The following is a 17,295-nucleotide window of genomic DNA, read 5'->3' as shown; positions in this document are numbered from 1 at the left end:
TTGGTTCGTGCGTCAGACCGCCTCGGCGCCGGAGATGATCTCGATCAGCTCCTTGGTGATCTGGGCTTGACGGGTTCGGTTGTAGATCTGGGTTTGCTTGCGGATCATTTCGCCCGCGTTGCGGGTGGCGTTGTCCATCGAGCTCATCTGGGCGCCGTAGAACGAGGCGTTGTTTTCCAGCAGCGCACGGAAAATCTGCACCGCGATATTCCGCGGCAACAGGCCGGAGAGGAGTTCGTCTTCCTCCGGCTCGTAGTCGTAGGACGTCGACGGCGCGTTCGCCGCCTTTTCTTCCACGGTCAGCGGAATGATCTGCTGCGCGGTCGGGACTTGGGCGATCACCGACTTGAACTGCGCGTAGAACAGCGTGCAGACGTCGAATTCGCCGTTGTCGAAGCGGGCCAGAACCTTCTTTGCGATGTCCTCGGCGTTGACGAAGCCGAGCTGACGAACGCCACGCAGGTCGAGATGCTCGACGATCTGCTTGTCGTACAGGCGGCGGAGCTGCTCGTAGCCCTTGCGTCCGACGCAGAAGAATTTGACTTCCTTGCCCTGCGCCATCAGCGACTGGGCGCGCTCGCGCGCGAGGCGCACGATCGAGGAGTTGAAGGCGCCGGACAGGCCGCGCTCGCCGGTGCAGACCAGCAGCAGGTGAACCTGATCCTTGCCGGTGCCGGCCAGCAGCACCGGCGCGCCGGGCGAACCGGCGGCAGCGCTGGCGATGTTGGAGATCACCGCGCTCATCTTGTCGGCATAGGGCCGCGCCGCCTCGGCCGCTTGCTGGGCGCGGCGCAACCGGGACGCCGCAACCATTTGCATGGCCTTGGTGATCTTCTGCGTCGCCTTGGTGGAGGCGATGCGGACGCGCATGTCTTTAAGTGACGCCATTCTTCGTTCACCCCGGCGGTTCGATCCCTTGGATCAAGCCGCTAGCCTATCCCAGTCGTCATGCCCGGGCTTCTCCCGGGCATCCACGTCTTCGTTTCCATGCAGTGAGGCACGGAAGGCCGGGACAAGAAGCCCGGCCTTGCGACCGTTCTCTTATGCGAAGCTCTTGGCGAAACCTTCGACCACCGACTTCAGCTTGGCGGCGGTGTCGTCGGAGAGATCGCGGCTGTCGCGGATCGCGTTGAGGATCTCGACATTCTTGCCGCGCAGCAGCGACAACAGACCGTCCTCGAACGCGCGCACCTTGTTGACCGGAAGCGGATCGAGATAGCCGTTGGTGCCGGCCCAGATCACGCAGACCTGCTCTTCCATCTTCAGCGGCGCGAACTGCGGCTGCTTCAGGAGCTCGGTGAGACGCGAGCCGCGGTTGAGCAGGCGCTGGGTCGAGGCGTCGAGGTCGGAGCCGAACTGCGCGAACGCCGCCATTTCGCGGTACTGCGCGAGCTCGCCCTTGATCTTGCCGGCGACCTTCTTGGTGGCCTTGGTCTGCGCCGAGGAGCCGACGCGCGACACCGACAGACCGACGTTCACCGCGGGGCGGATGCCCTGGAAGAACAGGTCGGTTTCCAGGAAGATCTGGCCGTCGGTGATCGAGATGACGTTAGTCGGAATGTAGGCCGACACGTCGTTGGCCTGGGTTTCGATGACCGGCAGCGCCGTCAGCGAGCCCGAGCCCTGGTCCTTGTTCAGCTTCGCCGCGCGCTCGAGCAGGCGGGAATGCAGATAGAACACGTCGCCCGGATAGGCTTCGCGGCCCGGCGGGCGGCGCAGCAGGAGCGACATTTGGCGGTAGGCGACGGCCTGCTTGGACAAATCGTCATAGATGATGACGGCGTGCATGCCGTTGTCGCGGAAGTACTCGCCCATGGTGCAGCCGGTGAACGGCGCGATGTACTGCATCGGCGCCGGATCGGACGCGGTGGCGGCGACGATGATCGAATATTCGAGCGCGCCCTGCTCTTCCAGCACTTTCACGAACTGGGCAACGGTCGAGCGCTTCTGGCCGATCGCGACGTAGACGCAATACAGCTTGATGTTCTCGTCCGGCTGCGCGTTGAGCGGCTTCTGGTTGAGGATGGTGTCGAGCGCGATCGCGGTCTTGCCGGTCTGACGGTCGCCGATGATGAGCTCGCGCTGGCCGCGGCCAATAGGGATCAGGGCGTCGATCGCCTTGAGGCCGGTCGCCATCGGCTCGTTCACCGATTTGCGCGGAATGATGCCGGGCGCCTTGACGTCGACGCGCATGCGCTTGTCGGCGTGGATCGGGCCCTTGCCGTCGATGGGATTGCCGAGCGCGTCGACGACGCGGCCGAGCAGGCCCTTGCCGACCGGCGCGTCCACGATGGCGCGGGTGCGCTTGACGGTCTGACCTTCCTTGATCTCGCGGTCGGCGCCGAAAATGACGATACCGACGTTGTCGGTTTCGAGGTTCAGCGCCATGCCGCGGGTGCCGTTCTCGAACTCGACCATTTCACCGGCCTGGACGTTATCCAGACCGTAAACGCGGGCGATACCGTCGCCGACGGACAGCACCTGTCCGACTTCGGAGACTTCAGCTTCCTGGCCGAAATTCTTGATCTGGTCCTTGAGGATCGCGGAAATTTCCGCGGCGCGGATGTCCATCAGCCTGCCTCTTTCATCGCGTGCTTGATCGAATTGAGTTTGGTGCGAAGCGAGCTATCGATCATCCGGCTGCCAAGCTTGACCACGAGGCCACCGATGATCGAGGGATCGACCTTCACGTTGAGCGCGACGTCCTTGCCGGTCACCGACTTCAGGGCAACCTTGAGGGCGTCGAGATTCTTGTCCGAGAGCGCCTCCGCCACGGTGACGTCGGCCGTTGCCTCGCCCTTGAACTTGGCGACCAGGGCGCGATAGGCGCGGATGACATCAGCCACCGCGAACAGGCGGCGGTTGGCGGTCAGCACTTTCAGGAAATTGGCGGAGATACCGGCGATGCCCGCTCTGTCCAAAACGGCCGAGAGGGCCCTGGACTGGGCGTCGGCCGCGAAAACCGGGCTGCGGACGAGGCGCTTCAGATCGGCGCTTTCGTTCAGCATGCCCTCGAATTTCTCGAGATCGGCTTTGACCTCGTCGACCACTTTCTGGTCGCGGGCCAGTTCAAACAAGGCCGTTGCATAACGGCCCGACACACCGGAAACGGACGTATCTTCTGCAGCCACAGACGTGCTCTTTTTGCTGTTAAACTCGCAAGGGAAAAACCGTCGCCACGAAGCGGCGCCTAGCGATCCAAGCCCTTGGAATTCAAGCGGGACTTCGATTTTCGACCCTGCACGGAAGTGCCGGGCTCGTTAAAATCGCGGCTTTGCTAACATAGCAGGCGCGCAGGTGCAACATGACGCCAAATTAAAGGCATGACGTTCTGTCGCCAGTTCGTCGCACTCCACGACGACGCGACGGCGACGTGCCACGCCGCGGAATTGCCACAGCCCTTAAGCCCACCCCGAGCCGACGCCGGCCGATGGTTCCTGCCCTCAGCGCATAGCGGCCATGAACACGGATCGCTGAGGCGTGATTCCGGGCGCGTCCGCTTCACTCGCCGAATACTTACCCAATTCTAAACACGGGAAGCGATGACTTCGTTTTACAGTATTCCAAAGTAGTCTATAGGTTAACGAACCGTTAAAATCCAATATCACGGAATATCGGCCGAATATCCCCGCCGGTAACAAGATATTACATGAAGACACAGAACGGATTTACTGCCCAATTCACGCCTCATTAGGAATCGAAACGCGGTCCCGCTCGCAAACTTACGGGGGCTCCACTTGCCACATATGTGGCAATACTAGCTTAGGGACCAATATATGCTTTGTTTGAAGACGCTGGGCTCTGTGACCCGGCCGCGTACGGCGATCGCCTTTGTTGCCGCAACTCTCCTTATCGGTGGAACTGCCACCGAAGCTTCCGCCAAATCCCGGCATCACCATCGGTATTCCCACCATCATCACCGCCACCAGGCCCAAAACGATGCCAACACGTCCTCCGATTGGCGTAACGCCAATGCGTCGATGACGCCGTCGCAGGGCACCGGACGTTCCTTCTCCGGCATGGCTTCCTTTTACGGGAACGAGTCCGGCAGCAGGACCGCCTCGGGCCAGCGCTTCAACCAGAACGCCATGACCGCGGCGCACCGTTCGCTGCCGTTCGGCACCAAGCTGCGGGTCACCCATGGCGGCTCGAGCGTCATCGTCACCATCAACGACCGTGGCCCGTTCATTCGCGGCCGTGTCCTCGACCTCTCCACGGGTGCTGCCCGCGCCATCGGCCTCACCGGCGCCGGCGTCGGCCGCGTCACCGCGGAAGTGGTTTCCTAAGACGCTCGACGCGTGAAACAAGCCCGCCGTCTTTGGGGGACGGCGGGCTTTTTGTTTGTTCCTCCGCCGTCATTGCGAGGAACTAGCGCGGGGGAGAGAGCGGTGGCCTACAAGAAGCTCTGCGGATCGACATCGACTTCGAGCTTTTGATTGCCCTTCGGCTTCGGACATACGGCCAGCCAGTTGCGCAGATAATCCGACAGGTCGAAGCCGCGTGCGGATTTCACCAGAATGCGGAAGCGGTAGCGGCCCTTGATGACCGCGAGCGGGGCTTCCGCCGGGCCCAGCACCACCACGCGCTCATCGCGCGGCGCGAGCGCGACGAGGTGGCGGCCAAAGCCTTCGGCGCTCGGCCGGTCGCCGGCAGAAATGATCAGACTCGCGAGCCGCCCGAACGGCGGATAGAGCGTGCGTTCGCGCAAATCGATCTCGCTGTCGTAGAAGGCTTCGCGGTCGCAGGCGATCAGCGCCTTCATCACGGGATGATCGGGCTGGTGGGTCTGGAGATAGCCGACGCCGCGGCCCTGCTCGCGGCCGGCACGGCCGATCACCTGGTTGAGCAATTGCCAGGTGCGTTCCGAGGCGCGCGGATCGCCGTTGGACAGGCCGAGATCCGCATCGACCACGCCGACCAGGTTGAGCCGCGGGAAATTGTGGCCCTTGGCGACGAGCTGGGTGCCGATGATGACGTCGACGCGGCCCTCCGCGATGTCATTCAGCTCGGAGCGCATCGTCTCGATCGAGGTGATGAGATCGCTCGACAGCACCATGGTGCGCGCCTCCGGGAACAGCGCCGCCGCCTCTTCCTGCAGGCGCTCGACGCCGGGCCCGACCGCGACCAGCGATTCTTCCGCCGCGCAATGCGGACAGGTTTGCGGACGCGGCATCGAGAAACCGCAATGGTGACAGACGAGACGCTGGCGAAAGCGATGATCGACCAGCCAGGCATCGCAGATGGTGCAGGCGAAGCGATGCCCGCAGGCGCGGCACAGCGTCAACGGCGCATAGCCGCGGCGATTGAGAAACAAGAGCGCCTGCTCGCGCCGCTCGATCGCGGTCCTGATCTCGGAGGCCAGCCGCGGCGAGATGAAGCGGCCGCGCGCCGGCGGCTCGCGGCGCATGTCGATGGCCTCGATATGCGGCATGTGCTGGCCGCCGAAGCGCGACGGCAGCGCGATGCGCTGATAGCGGTTCTTGCGCGCATTGACCTCGGATTCGACCGACGGCGTCGCCGACGCCAGCACGATCGGGACCTTTGCGATATGGGCGCGCACCACCGCCATGTCGCGGGCGTGATAATGCACGCCCTCGTCCTGCTTGTAGGCTTGGTCGTGCTCTTCATCGACCACGATGAGACCGAGATTGGCGTAGGGCAGAAACAGCGCCGAGCGCGCGCCGACCACGACCGGCGCGCTGCCCTCGGAGATCGCCGCCCAATTGCGCGCGCGGGTGCGCGGCGTCAGTTCGGAATGCCATTCCAGAGGGCGCACGCCAAAACGCTGCGCGAAGCGATCAAGGAACTGGCCGGTGAGCGCGATCTCCGGCATCAGGATCAGCGACTGTTTTCCGCGGCGGATCGCCTCGGCCACGGCTTCGAAGTAAACCTCGGTCTTGCCCGAGCCGGTGACACCGTCGAGCAGCGCGACGTGAAAGCTGCCGTTGGCCGCGAGCGCGCGCATCGCATCGACCCCGGCGCGCTGGAGCGGCGAAAAATCCGGCCGGCTGAAATCCGGATCTGGGGCCGGCGGCGGCGGAGCCGGCGGCATCGGCTCGACCGCGAGCGTACCTTCGTCGACGAGGCCGTCGATCACGCCGACTGAAACGCCGGCCTGCTTGGCCGCCTCGGACTTTCCGTGCAGCAGCCGGTCTGACAGCACCTCGATCAGGCGCTGCCGCGCCGGCGTCAGCCGCCGCGGGGGATCGCCAACCAGGCGCACGCCGGCGCGCACCCGCTCGGGGCCGAGGTTCTCGCCCATCCGCAGGCACATGCGCAGTACCATGCCGCGCGGGCTCAGCGTGTAATTGGCGATCCAGTCCACGACCGCACGCAACTCGGGCTTCAGCGGCGGGATGTCGAGCTTTTCGCTGACCTCCTTCAGGCGGTTGTGCAGGCGCGGATCCGGATTGGCGTTTTCGGCCCAGACCACGGCGAGCACCTCGCGCGGGCCGAGCGGCACGCCGATAATATCGCCCGCCTTCAGCTCCATCCCGCGCGGCACCTTGTAGGAATAGGTCTGGTCGAGCGCGACCGGCACCAGCACGTCGACGATGCGGGTCGCGTTGGCGGAAACGGCGGTGCTGCGCGACGTGTGATCCATGGAGGAGGAATCGGAACCCGGGGCTTCAAGGCTAGCGCCCTGAGGCGACCTTAGCGAACGATAAACGAGTGTGATGCGATATACTGAGTGGAATCACCACGTCCAGAGCGCATGAGCAAAGCGGCCGCCCCACAGATCGAGCTCGCCAGCGCCGCCCCTGATATCGCGCAGGAGATGACGCGCTGGCTGTCGCATCTCGGCGCGGAGCGGCGGCTGTCGCCGAAGACGCTGGAAGCCTATGCCCGCGATTTGCGGCAGTGCCTGAATTTCCTCTGCGGCCATTGGGGCGAGCGGGTGACGCTGAAGCGTTTCGCCGGGCTGGAGGCCACCGATATCAGGGCCTTCATGGCAATGCGCCGCGCCGACGATATTGCCGGCCGCTCGCTGATGCGCGCACTCGCGGGCCTGCGCTCGTTCGGCCGCTTCCTGGAGCGCGAAGGCAAGGGCAAGGTCGGGGCGCTCTCGGCGATCCGCGCACCGAAAGTCGCAAAGAGCCTGCCAAAGCCGCTGCCGATGGCGTCGGCCAAACGTCTTGCGGACGCCGACGAGCGCGCCGGCGAGGATCGCGAGACCTGGATTTTGGCGCGCGATGCCGCGGTAATGGCTCTCCTCTACGGCTCGGGCCTGCGCATCTCCGAAGCGCTGGGGCTGACGCGCCGCGAGGTGCCGCGTCCCGGAGAAGGCGACGTGCTGATCGTCACTGGCAAAGGCAACAAGACCCGCATGGTGCCGGTGCTCCAGAACGTGCTCGAACTGGTGCAGGAATACGTTTCGATGTGCCCGTATGCGCTGCCGGCGGAAGGCCCGATCTTCGTCGGCGCGCGCGGCGGGCCCTTGAGCCCGCGCATCATCCAGCTCGCGATGGAGCGGCTGCGCGGCGCGCTCGGCCTGCCCGACAGCGCCACGCCGCACGCGCTCCGGCATTCCTTCGCCACGCATCTGTTGTCACGCGGCGGCGATTTGCGCGCGATCCAGGAATTGCTCGGCCATGCCTCGCTCTCGACCACGCAGATCTATACCGGCATCGATGCCGAGCGGCTGCTGGAAGTCTATGCCAACGCGCATCCGCGGCGCTGATGCTGACATGAAGCTGTCATAGCAAGCCTCTCGGCACGCATGCCTCTTGCGCGGCGCGCGCGGTTCGGTCAATCGTGGGGAACCGAGCCAGGAGGGACTTATGAGCGCACATGAAAGCATGGAGCATGCCGAGCACGCCGAACACGCGTCCGGCTCGAACAAGAAGATCGCGCTCCTGATTGCCGTTCTGGCGCTTTTCCTGGCGATCTCCGAAACGCTCGGCAAGGGCGCCCAGACCGAATCGATCAGCAAGAACGTCGAGGCTTCCAACCTCTGGGCCTTCTTCCAGGCCAAGAGCATCCGCCGCACCGTGGTGCAGACCATGGCCGACCAGGGCAAGCTCATCCTCGGCGCGGCGAGCGACGAGGCCAACAAGGTGGCCGTGCAGAAGCAGATCGAGGACTGGCAGAAGACCGCGCAGCGCTATCGCTCCGAGCCGGAGACCGGCGAAGGCACCGAGCAGCTGGCCGAAAAGGCCAAGCACGCCGAGCATGAGCGCGACGAGGCGACAGCGAAGTATCATCACTTCGAGCTGGCGTCCGCCGCCTTCCAGATCGGCATCGTTCTGGCCTCAGCCACCATCATCACCGGCATGATCGCGCTCGCCTATGTCGCCGGCCTGCTGACGATCGCCGGGCTCGTCATGACCGGGCTCGGCCTGTGGTTGCCGCATCTGCTGCATTTGCATTGAGATCGCCGTCGTCCCGGCGAAGGCCGGGACCCATACCGCGTGATTTAGCGATTGCGGATGGTAGTCGTCCCGAACGACGAGACTTCGCCAAACTTTTCCCTGGGGGTATGGGTCCCGGCCTACGCCGGGACGACACCTGAGGATTTGGTGGAAACGTAGGCTGAACAACAGCGCTCAGCGCGCTTCGTGCACGCTCTTGCGAAAGCGCTGGATCAGGCGGAGCGTGCGGGAGGACCAGCCTTCGCCGTTGCCGGCGATCAGCTCCTTGATGCGCCGCTTGACCGGATCGACCAGCTCGGCGGCCTTGGCACGCAGCTTCAGCACCAGATCATAGAGCCGCTCGAACCAAGCCATCTCCATCAGCTTGTCGCGCGTCACGTCGAAGACGAAGGCGGTGACGCCGACCCCGAGCAGCTTTGCGAACACGATGGTGAAGACCGCGCTGGTCCAATATTCGTGCGTGAGCAGCCACAGGCCGACCAGCTTGAGCGGAAACAGCGGGATGATGGGCACGGCGAACACGATCAGCGTCATCGCCGGCGACAGCGCATCGACGCGGTCCGACAGCCATTGCTTGAACCGCGCGAGCGGGACAATGGCGACAACGCGCGCAACGATCGGTTCGAGATGGTCCCACAGCCAGGCTTCGATCAGGAAGATGATCGCAAGCAGGACCCAGACCGGTTGAAGCAGGCGGCGTAGCATGTGTTTCCCGCCCGATTCGGCGCTGGGCGCGACCTACATATGGATGGCCCGCTTGCCGACTGCAAGCGCGGCTTCCTTGATGGCCTCCGAGCGAGTCGGGTGCGCGTGGCAGGTGCGCGCGAGATCCTCCGCGCTGCCGCCAAACTCCATGAGAACGGCCGCCTCATGGATCATTTCGCCGGCTTCGCGGCCGATAATGTGCACACCGAGCACGCGATCGGTCTTCGCATCTGCGAGAATCTTCACAAAACCGTCGGTGGTCTGGTTGACCTTGGAGCGGCCGTTGGCGGTAAAGGGAAACTTCCCGACCGTATAAGCCACGCCCGCCTGCTTCAGCTCCTCCTCGGTCTTGCCGACGGAGGATACTTCCGGCGTGGTATACACGACGCCTGGGATAACATCGTAGTTCACGTGGCCGGCCTGCCCGGCGATGATCTCGGCAACAGCGACGCCTTCATCCTCGGCCTTGTGCGCGAGCATCGGGCCCGCGACGACATCGCCGATGGCATAGACGCCCTTCACGCTGGTGGCGAAGTGCGGATCGATCTGCACGCGAGCACGATTGTCGAGCGCAACGCCGGCTTCCTTCAGGCCCAGCCCCTCCGTGTACGGCACACGACCGATGCTGACGAGAACGACGTCCGCTTCCAGCGTCTCGGCGGCGCCGCCGGCGGCGGGCTCGATCGTGGCCTTCAGCGTCTTGCCGGAAGTGTCCACGCCCGTGACCTTGGCACCGAGCTTGAACGCAAAGCCCTGCTTCTCCAGGATGCGCTGGAATTGCTTGGCGATCTCGCCGTCCATGCCGGGCAGGATGCGATCCAGGAATTCGACGACGACGACTTCGGCGCCGAGACGGTGCCAGACCGAGCCGAGCTCGAGCCCGATCACGCCGGCGCCGACGATCAAGAGCTTGCCGGGGACCTTGTCCAGCGACAGTGCGCCGGTCGACGACACGATGCGCGTCTCGTCGATCTCGATGCCCTTGAGGCGCGCGATGTCCGAGCCGGTGGCGATCACGATGTTCTTGGTCTCGATCACCTGCGACTTGCCGTCGGCGGAGACCTCGACCTTGCCGGTGCCGAGAATCTTGCCGGCGCCCTTGAGCACGTCGATCTTGTTCTTCTTCATCAGGAACTCGACGCCCTTGACGTTGCCGTCGATGCCCTGCTGCTTGAAGTTCATCATCGCAGGCAAATCGAGCTTCGGCGCGGAGACGCTGACGCCCATCTTGGCGAAGGAATGCCCGGCCTCCTCGAACATTTCGGAGGCGTGCAGCAGCGCTTTCGACGGCATGCAGCCGACATTGAGGCAGGTGCCGCCGAGCGTCGCGTTCTTTTCCACCACGGCGACTTTCATGCCGAGCTGCGCTGCACGCACCGCGCAGACATAACCGCCCGGTCCAGTGCCGATGACGACGAGATCGTATGCCATGAGAGAAAGTCCCGTAAGTTTAGCGTTGAGGGATGTGTCAGCGTCCGCGCGGCGCGTCAGCGTCCGCCGGACACATCGAGAATGGCTGAGGTGACGTAGGAGGCCTCATCCGACATCAGCCAGACGATGGCATTGGCGACTTCATCGGCAGTCCCGACGCGCTTCATCGGCACCATATGGGCCAGACGATGGGCGCGGTCGGGCTCACCGCCGGCAGCGTGGATTTCGGTATCGATCAGGCCGGGGCGGATGCCCGCGACGCGAATGCCCTCGCCGGCGACCTCATAGCCGAGGCCGACGGTGAAGGAATCGATCGCGCCCTTGGACGCGGCATAGTCGACATAGGTGTTCGGCGCGCCGAGCTTGGCAGCAACCGATGACAGATTGACGATGACGCCGCCCTGGCCGCCGTGCCTGGTCGACATCCGCTTCACGGCTTCGCGCGCGCAGAGGATGGAGCCGGTGACGTTGACCGCCATGACGCGCTGGATGCGCTCGGCCGACATCTCGTCGACGCGCACGCCGCTGGTCCCGACGATACCGCCATTGTTGACGAGCGCGCCGAGCGTGCCGAACGCGTCCGCGGCCTTGAACAGCGCCAGGATGTCGCTTTCCTCGGCGACGTCGCATTTCACCGCGATGGCCTTGCCGTTGCTGGCTTCGATCGCGGAAACCACCTCGTCGGCGGCCTGCTTGTTGCTGGCATAGCCGACAACGATTCGGAAGCCGCGAGCGGCCGCCGCGATCGCAGTCGCGCGGCCAATGCCGCGGCTGCCGCCGGTGATAACAACGACTCTATCGGTCACGCGTGCCTCCATGGTTCGACACGCGCCGTCGCGAAGGGCGACGGCGCTCGCAGAGCATCAGGAATCAGAGATCGAGCACCAGGCGCGCGGGATCTTCCAGGCTCTCCTTGACGCGAACCAGGAAGGTCACGGCTTCCTTGCCGTCGATGACGCGGTGATCGTAGGACAGCGCCAGATACATCATCGGGCGGACCTCGATCTTGCCGCCGACGACCATCGGCCGCTCCTGGATCTTGTGCATGCCGAGGATGCCGGACTGCGGCGCGTTGAGGATCGGGGTCGACATCAGCGAGCCGTAGATGCCGCCATTGGTGATGGTGAAGGTGCCGCCCTGCATCTCGTCGATCTTGAGCTGGCCGTCACGGGCGCGGCGGCTGAAATCGGCGATGCCCTTCTCGATGTCGGCGATCGACTTGTTGTCGCAGTCGCGCACCACGGGCACGACAAGGCCCTTGTCGGTGCCGACGGCGACGCCGATGTGGTAGTAGTTCTTGTAGATCAGATCGGTGCCGTCGATCTCGGCGTTGACGGCCGGAATATCCTTCAGCCCCTGCACGACGGCCTTGGTGAAGAAGCCCATGAAGCCGAGCTTCGAGCCATGCTTCTTCTCGAACGCATCCTTGTAGTGCGCACGCAGCGCCATGACGTTGGTCATGTCGACCTCGTTGAAGGTCGTGAGCATGGCGGCGGTGTTCTGCACGTCCTTGAGGCGGCGCGCGATGGTCTGGCGCAGCCGGGTCATCTTGACGCGCTCTTCGCGGGCGGCGTCATCGGCCGGCGAGGGCGCGCGGACCTGAACTGCGGCGGCGGGCTGGTTGACCGGGGTCGGCGCCGAGGCCGCACGCTCGATCGCGGCGAGCATGTCGCCCTTGGTGACACGGCCGTCCTTGCCGGAGCCGGGAACGGTCGAGGCGTCGATTCCGGTCTCGACCGAGAGCTTGCGCACGGACGGGGCGAGCGGCGCATCGGCCGGCGGCGCCTTCGCCGCAGCGGGAGCAGCCGCAGCGGCGGCAGCAGGAGCGGCAGCCGCGGGCTTTGCGGGCGCAGCGGCAGCCGGCTTGGCAGCGCCGGCGGCGCCTTCGGTGATCTGGCCAAGCAGCGCGCCGACTGCGACGGTCGTGCCATCTGCAGCGATGATCTCGCTTAGCGTGCCCGCGGACGGCGCCGGGACCTCAATGGTGACCTTGTCGGTCTCGAGCTCCACCAAGGGCTCGTCGACGGCGACGGCATCGCCCGCCTTCTTGAACCAGCGGCCGATGGTGGCCTCGGTGACGGATTCGCCGAGGGTCGGCACACGAATTTCAGTCATGGTCTTTTCCTTAAGGAGATCGCCAATGCGGTCGGGAATTTCATACGTCATTGCCCGCGAAGGCGGGCAATCCAGTACGCCGTGACTTTCGTGATAAAGACGAGCGGCGCGGAATACTGGATGCCCCGCCTTCGCGGGGCATGACGACGTCCAAAAAACTTCTCAGCTCAATGCTTCGTCCAGGAACGCCTTCAACTGGGCCTGATGCTTCGACATCAGACCCGTCGCGGTCGCGGCGGAGGCGGCGCGGCCGACATAACGCGGACGCCGGCTCACACCGTTCACCTGGTTCAGCACCCATTCCAGATAGGGCTCGATGAAGTGCCAGGCACCCATGTTGCGGGGCTCTTCCTGGCACCACACCACTTCGGCCTTCTTGAAGCGCGACAGCTCGGCCACCAAGGCCTTGAGCGGCACCGGATAGAGCTGCTCGACGCGCATCAGGTAGATGTCGTCCATCCCGCGCTTCTCGCGCTCCTCGTAGAGGTCGTAATAGACCTTGCCCGAGCAGAGCACGATGCGGCGGATCTTCTCGTCGGGAACGAGCTTGATCGCTTCGCTCGGCAGCATCTGGGCGTCGTCATAGAGGATGCGGTGGAAGGTCGTTCCCTTCGCGAGCTCCTCGAGACGCGACACCGCCCGCTTGTGGCGCAGCAGCGACTTCGGCGTCATCACGATCAGCGGCTTGCGGATCTCGCGGTGGAGCTGCCGGCGCAGCACGTGGAAGTAGTTCGCCGGCGTGGTTGGATAGACCACCTGCATGTTGTCTTCCGCGCACATCTGGAGATAACGCTCCAGACGCGCCGAGGAGTGCTCGGGTCCCTGACCTTCATAGCCATGCGGCAGGAGGCAGACGAGGCCGGACATGCGCAGCCATTTGCGCTCACCCGAGGAGATGAACTGGTCGAACACGACCTGCGCGCCGTTGGCGAAGTCGCCGAACTGCGCTTCCCACAGGGTCAACGTGTTCGGCTCGGCGAGCGAGTATCCGTATTCGAAGCCGAGCACGGCTTCTTCCGACAGCAGCGAGTTGATGACCTCGTAATGGCCCTGCTCGTGACCGAGATGGTTGAACGGCGTGTAGCGGCTCTCGTCTTCCTGGTCGATCAGGACCGAGTGGCGCTGCGAGAAGGTGCCGCGCTCCGAATCCTGTCCGGACAGGCGGACATGGTGGTTCTCGTTGAGCAGCGTGCAGAACGCCAGCGCCTCGCCGGTCGCCCAGTCGATGCCCGTGCCGCCGTCGATCGCCTTGGCGCGGTTTTCGAGGAAGCGCTGGATGGTGCGGTGGACGCGGAACCCATCCGGCACCTTGGTGATCTTGCGACCGATGTCCTTCAGGGCGGCGATGTCGACGCCGGTGACGCCACGCCGCGCGTCTTCTTCCTGATCGGCGATCTTGAAGCCGGCCCATTTGCCGTCGAGCCAGTCGGCCTTGTTGGGCTTGTAGCCGGAGCCGGCTTCGAGCTCGGCATCGAGCCGCGCGCGCCAGTCCGCCTTGGCCTTCTCGACCTCGCCCTCGGTCAGCACGCCTTCGCTGATGAGACGGCGGGCGTAGAGCTCGAGCGTCGACGGATGGGCCGCGATCTTCTTGTACATCACCGGCTGGGTGAATGCCGGCTCGTCACCCTCGTTATGGCCATGCCTGCGGTAGCAGAACATGTCGATGACGACGGGCTTGTGGAATTTCTGCCGAAACTCGGTCGCGACCTTGGCCGCGAACACAACGGCTTCCGGATCGTCGCCGTTAACGTGGAAGATCGGCGCGTCGATCATCTTCGCCACATCCGACGGATAAGGCGACGAACGGGAATAACGCGGATAGGTGGTGAAGCCGATCTGGTTGTTGACGATGAAGTGCACGGAGCCGCCGGTGCGGTAGCCCTTCAGGTCCGACAGGCCGAAACATTCCGCGACCACGCCCTGGCCGGCGAACGCGGCGTCGCCATGCATCAGCAGCGGCATCACCGAGATGCGCATATCCGGCGGATCGCCGTGCTGGTCCTGCTTGGCGCGGACCTTGCCGAGCACGACGGGATCGACGATCTCGAGATGCGAGGGGTTGGCGGTCAGCGACAGATGGATGCGGTTACCGTCGAACTCGCGATCCGAGGACGCGCCGAGGTGATATTTGACGTCGCCGGAGCCTTCGACCGCATCAGGATTGGCCGAGCCGCCCTTGAACTCGTGGAACAGCGCGCGATGCGGCTTGCCCATCACCTGGGTCAGCACGTTGAGGCGGCCGCGATGCGGCATGCCCAGCACGACCTCCTTCACGCCGAGATTGCCGCCGCGCTTGATGATCTGCTCGAGCGCGGGGATCAGCGATTCAGCACCGTCCAGGCCGAAGCGCTTGGTGCCGGTGAATTTGGTGTCGCAGAATTTCTCGAAGCCTTCGGCTTCGACCAGCTTCATCAGGATGGCGCGGCGGCCTTCGCGGGTGAAGGAGATTTCCTTGTCCGGCCCCTCGATGCGTTCCTGGATCCACGCCTTCTGCGCCGCGTTGGTGATGTGCATGAACTCGACGCCGAGCGTCTGGCAGTAGGTGCGCTCGCAGATCGCGGTGATTTCACGCAAGCTGGCGTATTCGAGACCGAGCACATGATCGAGGAAGATCTTGCGGTCGAAATCGGCTTCGCTGAAGCCGTAGGTCCGCGGATCGAGCTCTTCGCGATTGCGCTGGGCTTCGATGCCGAGCGGATCGAGCTTGGCGTGGAAGTGCCCGCGCATGCGGTAGGACCGGATCAGCATCAGGGCCCGGACCGAGTCGCGGGTGGCTTGGAGCAGGTCGGCGGAGGAGAGGCCGCCGCCCTTGTCGCCGCTCTTGGCCTGCGCCTTGGCGGCGATCTTGGCTCCGACCGTCTTCTCGACTTCCGCCCAATTGCCGTCGAGCGCGGAGGTCAGATCGTCCTGCGGGGTCAGCGGCCAGTTGGCGCGCTCCCAGGACGGGCCCTGGGCGTTCTTGCTGATGTCGCCCGGCTGGTCGTTGAGGCTCTTGAAGAAGTCCTGCCACTCGGCATCGACCGAGGACGGGTCCTTCTCGTAGCGGGCGTAGATTTCGTCGATGTAGGTGGCGTTGGTGCCCTGCAAAAATGAGGAGAGGGCAAAGGCTGCGTTCGCGTCTTGGCGAGACATACTTGAGTTCCTGGCGATTTCGGTTCGCGCATAACAAACGGCGCTGGCGCTGGGCTCCCCGGCAGAGGACCAGCGCGACAGGCACCATTTACCCTATTTGCTGCGAAACTTCGCCCGGAAAATTACGAAGGAGTGAATCAGCCCTTCAATTTTTCGGCAAGCGTGTGGCCAAGGCGAGCGGGAGATGGCGACACTGTAATTCCTGCCGATTTCATCGCGTCGGTCTTGGAGCCGGCGTCGCCCTTGCCGCCCGAAATGATCGCGCCGGCGTGGCCCATGCGGCGGCCGGGAGGGGCCGTGACACCGGCGATGAAACCGACCATCGGCTTCTTGCGGCCGCGCTTGGCCTCGTCCTTGAGGAACTGGGCGGCGTCCTCCTCGGCGGAACCGCCGATCTCGCCGATCATGATGATCGACTCGGTCTTGGGATCGCCGAGCAGCATTTCCAGCACGTCGATGAACTCGGTTCCCTTGACCGGGTCGCCGCCGATGCCGACCGCGGTGGTCTGGCCGAGGCCTTCCTGGGTGGTCTGGAACACGGCTTCGTAGGTCAGGGTGCCCGAGCGCGAGACGATGCCGACGCTGCCGGTCTTGAAGATGTTGGCCGGCATGATGCCGATCTTGCACTCGCCGGCGGTCATGACGCCCGGGCAGTTCGGCCCGATCAGGCGCGACTTGGAGCCGGCCAGCGAACGCTTCACCCGGACCATGTCGATGACCGGGATACCTTCCGTGATGCAGACGATCAGCGGTATCTCGGCGTCGATGGCTTCGCAGATCGCATCGGCCGCGCCCGGCGGCGGCACGTAGATCACCGACGCATCGGCGCCGGTCTTCTCACGCGCCTCGCGCACGGTGTCGAACACCGGCAGGCCCAGATGCGTCGCGCCGCCTTTGCCGGGCGAAGTGCCGCCGACCATCTTGGTGCCATAGGCAATCGCGGCCTCCGAGTGGAAGGTGCCGTTCTTGCCGGTAAAGCCCTGGCAGATGACCTTGGTGTTCTTGTCGATCAGGATGGACATGAGGTCTGCTTTCGCGAAACTAACGAGTGAGAGGTCAGTGGATGCGGCGGTAGACGCCGGTGAGCACGTCGGCCCAGCCTTCCGCGTCCGGCGAGAACTGGATCTTCAACGAATAGGAATCGTCGTCGATGATTTCATAGACGTGGCGCGCATTGCCGCGGAGCGAGCCGCGCACCAGCGTCAGGGTCTTGCCGACCCAGCCGCCGGAGGCGGGCGAGGGCGGCGTGTAGCCGAGCGAATCGTACCAGAACAATTTGTAGGTCCGGTCTTCGCGGTCGAAGGTGAAGATGCCGTGGGTGGCGAAGCTCTGCTTGCCGTCGCGGGTCTGGACCGAGTCCTGGATCAGATAGAAGCCGTTGAGATCCATGTGGGCCACGACGCGAGAAGTCGCCATTCCGCCCTCCGTCCAGCGCGACGGAAAGACCACCTCCTCGCCATTCCATTCACCGGCGAACGCGGCAAGTCGCGCGTGCTCCGGCAGCGGGGATGATGCAGCGAGATGGTCCTGGGTCATGGCC

Annotated in this window: 14 protein-coding genes; 3 read left to right on the top strand and 11 right to left on the bottom strand. The window is 64.5% G+C overall.

The annotated features are described in order from the left end of the window. Positions 1 to 12: 12 nt before the first annotated feature. From BRA1417_RS0105815 to BRA1417_RS0105805, 3 genes are all read right to left on the bottom strand, one after another. Positions 13 to 888 (bottom strand): F0F1 ATP synthase subunit gamma, encoded by an 876-nt coding sequence (locus BRA1417_RS0105815; protein ID WP_027515012.1) that lies wholly within the window; start codon positions 886 to 888, stop codon positions 13 to 15. 153 nt (positions 889 to 1,041) lie between these two features. Beyond that, positions 1,042 to 2,571: a F0F1 ATP synthase subunit alpha gene (gene atpA / locus BRA1417_RS0105810; protein WP_027515011.1), complete on the bottom strand. Its 1,530-nt coding sequence runs from the start codon at positions 2,569 to 2,571 to the stop codon at positions 1,042 to 1,044. Beyond that, complete coding sequence (locus BRA1417_RS0105805) at positions 2,571 to 3,131, bottom strand: F0F1 ATP synthase subunit delta (protein WP_027515010.1); 561 nt, start codon at positions 3,129 to 3,131, stop codon at positions 2,571 to 2,573. The genes atpA and BRA1417_RS0105805 overlap by 1 nt, the downstream gene beginning before the upstream one ends. A gap of 645 nt (positions 3,132 to 3,776) precedes the next feature. On the opposite strand from BRA1417_RS0105805, the gene BRA1417_RS0105800 reads away from it, so the two are divergent. Beyond that, positions 3,777 to 4,286, top strand: a complete 510-nt coding sequence (locus BRA1417_RS0105800; RefSeq protein ID WP_027515009.1) for a septal ring lytic transglycosylase RlpA family protein — start codon at positions 3,777 to 3,779, stop codon at positions 4,284 to 4,286. 107 nt (positions 4,287 to 4,393) lie between these two features. Here BRA1417_RS0105800 and BRA1417_RS0105795 read toward each other — a convergent pair whose 3' ends face one another. After that, a complete protein-coding gene (locus tag BRA1417_RS0105795; RefSeq protein WP_027515008.1) occupies positions 4,394 to 6,604 on the bottom strand; it encodes a primosomal protein N' in 2,211 nt (736 codons plus the stop codon). A 111-nt stretch (positions 6,605 to 6,715) separates the two neighbouring features. Between BRA1417_RS0105795 and BRA1417_RS0105790 the strand changes: the two genes are divergently transcribed. Both BRA1417_RS0105790 and BRA1417_RS0105785 read left to right on the top strand, forming a co-directional pair. Further along, positions 6,716 to 7,681: a tyrosine recombinase XerC gene (locus tag BRA1417_RS0105790; protein ID WP_027515007.1), complete on the top strand. Its 966-nt coding sequence runs from the start codon at positions 6,716 to 6,718 to the stop codon at positions 7,679 to 7,681. Between the two features lie 100 nt (positions 7,682 to 7,781). Further along, positions 7,782 to 8,372, top strand: coding sequence for a DUF4337 domain-containing protein (locus tag BRA1417_RS0105785; protein WP_027515006.1), 591 nt, complete (start codon positions 7,782 to 7,784; stop codon positions 8,370 to 8,372). Positions 8,373 to 8,546: 174 nt separating this feature from the next. Here the strand turns inward: BRA1417_RS0105785 and BRA1417_RS0105780 are convergent, their stop codons facing one another. From BRA1417_RS0105780 to BRA1417_RS0105750, 7 genes are all read right to left on the bottom strand, one after another. Beyond that, on the bottom strand, positions 8,547 to 9,077 hold the full coding sequence (locus BRA1417_RS0105780; RefSeq protein WP_027515005.1) for a hypothetical protein: 531 nt from the start codon (positions 9,075 to 9,077) through the stop codon (positions 8,547 to 8,549). A 33-nt stretch (positions 9,078 to 9,110) separates the two neighbouring features. Continuing rightward, the gene (gene lpdA / locus BRA1417_RS0105775) at positions 9,111 to 10,508 is read right to left on the bottom strand and encodes a dihydrolipoyl dehydrogenase (protein WP_027515004.1); all 1,398 of its coding nucleotides are present in this window, start codon (positions 10,506 to 10,508) and stop codon (positions 9,111 to 9,113) included. A gap of 56 nt (positions 10,509 to 10,564) precedes the next feature. After that, the gene (locus BRA1417_RS0105770; protein ID WP_027515003.1) at positions 10,565 to 11,314 is read right to left on the bottom strand and encodes an SDR family oxidoreductase; all 750 of its coding nucleotides are present in this window, start codon (positions 11,312 to 11,314) and stop codon (positions 10,565 to 10,567) included. A gap of 64 nt (positions 11,315 to 11,378) precedes the next feature. Then, complete coding sequence (gene odhB / locus BRA1417_RS0105765; protein WP_027515002.1) at positions 11,379 to 12,623, bottom strand: 2-oxoglutarate dehydrogenase complex dihydrolipoyllysine-residue succinyltransferase; 1,245 nt, start codon at positions 12,621 to 12,623, stop codon at positions 11,379 to 11,381. Positions 12,624 to 12,785: 162 nt separating this feature from the next. Then, entirely contained in the window at positions 12,786 to 15,755 is a 2,970-nt protein-coding gene (locus tag BRA1417_RS0105760) for a 2-oxoglutarate dehydrogenase E1 component (RefSeq protein WP_027515001.1), read from the bottom strand. Positions 15,756 to 15,892: 137 nt separating this feature from the next. Further along, on the bottom strand, positions 15,893 to 16,777 hold the full coding sequence (sucD, locus tag BRA1417_RS0105755; RefSeq protein WP_027515000.1) for a succinate--CoA ligase subunit alpha: 885 nt from the start codon (positions 16,775 to 16,777) through the stop codon (positions 15,893 to 15,895). Positions 16,778 to 16,811: 34 nt separating this feature from the next. After that, on the bottom strand, positions 16,812 to 17,291 hold the full coding sequence (locus tag BRA1417_RS0105750; protein WP_027514999.1) for a DUF1579 family protein: 480 nt from the start codon (positions 17,289 to 17,291) through the stop codon (positions 16,812 to 16,814). Positions 17,292 to 17,295 lie beyond the last annotated feature (4 nt).

This window comes from Bradyrhizobium sp. WSM1417 (genome assembly GCF_000515415.1).
In the GTDB taxonomy this organism is placed as follows: domain Bacteria; phylum Pseudomonadota; class Alphaproteobacteria; order Rhizobiales; family Xanthobacteraceae; genus Bradyrhizobium.
Note: the sequence above shows the minus strand (reverse complement) of the source record. Positions and strands in the feature narration are given on the sequence as shown.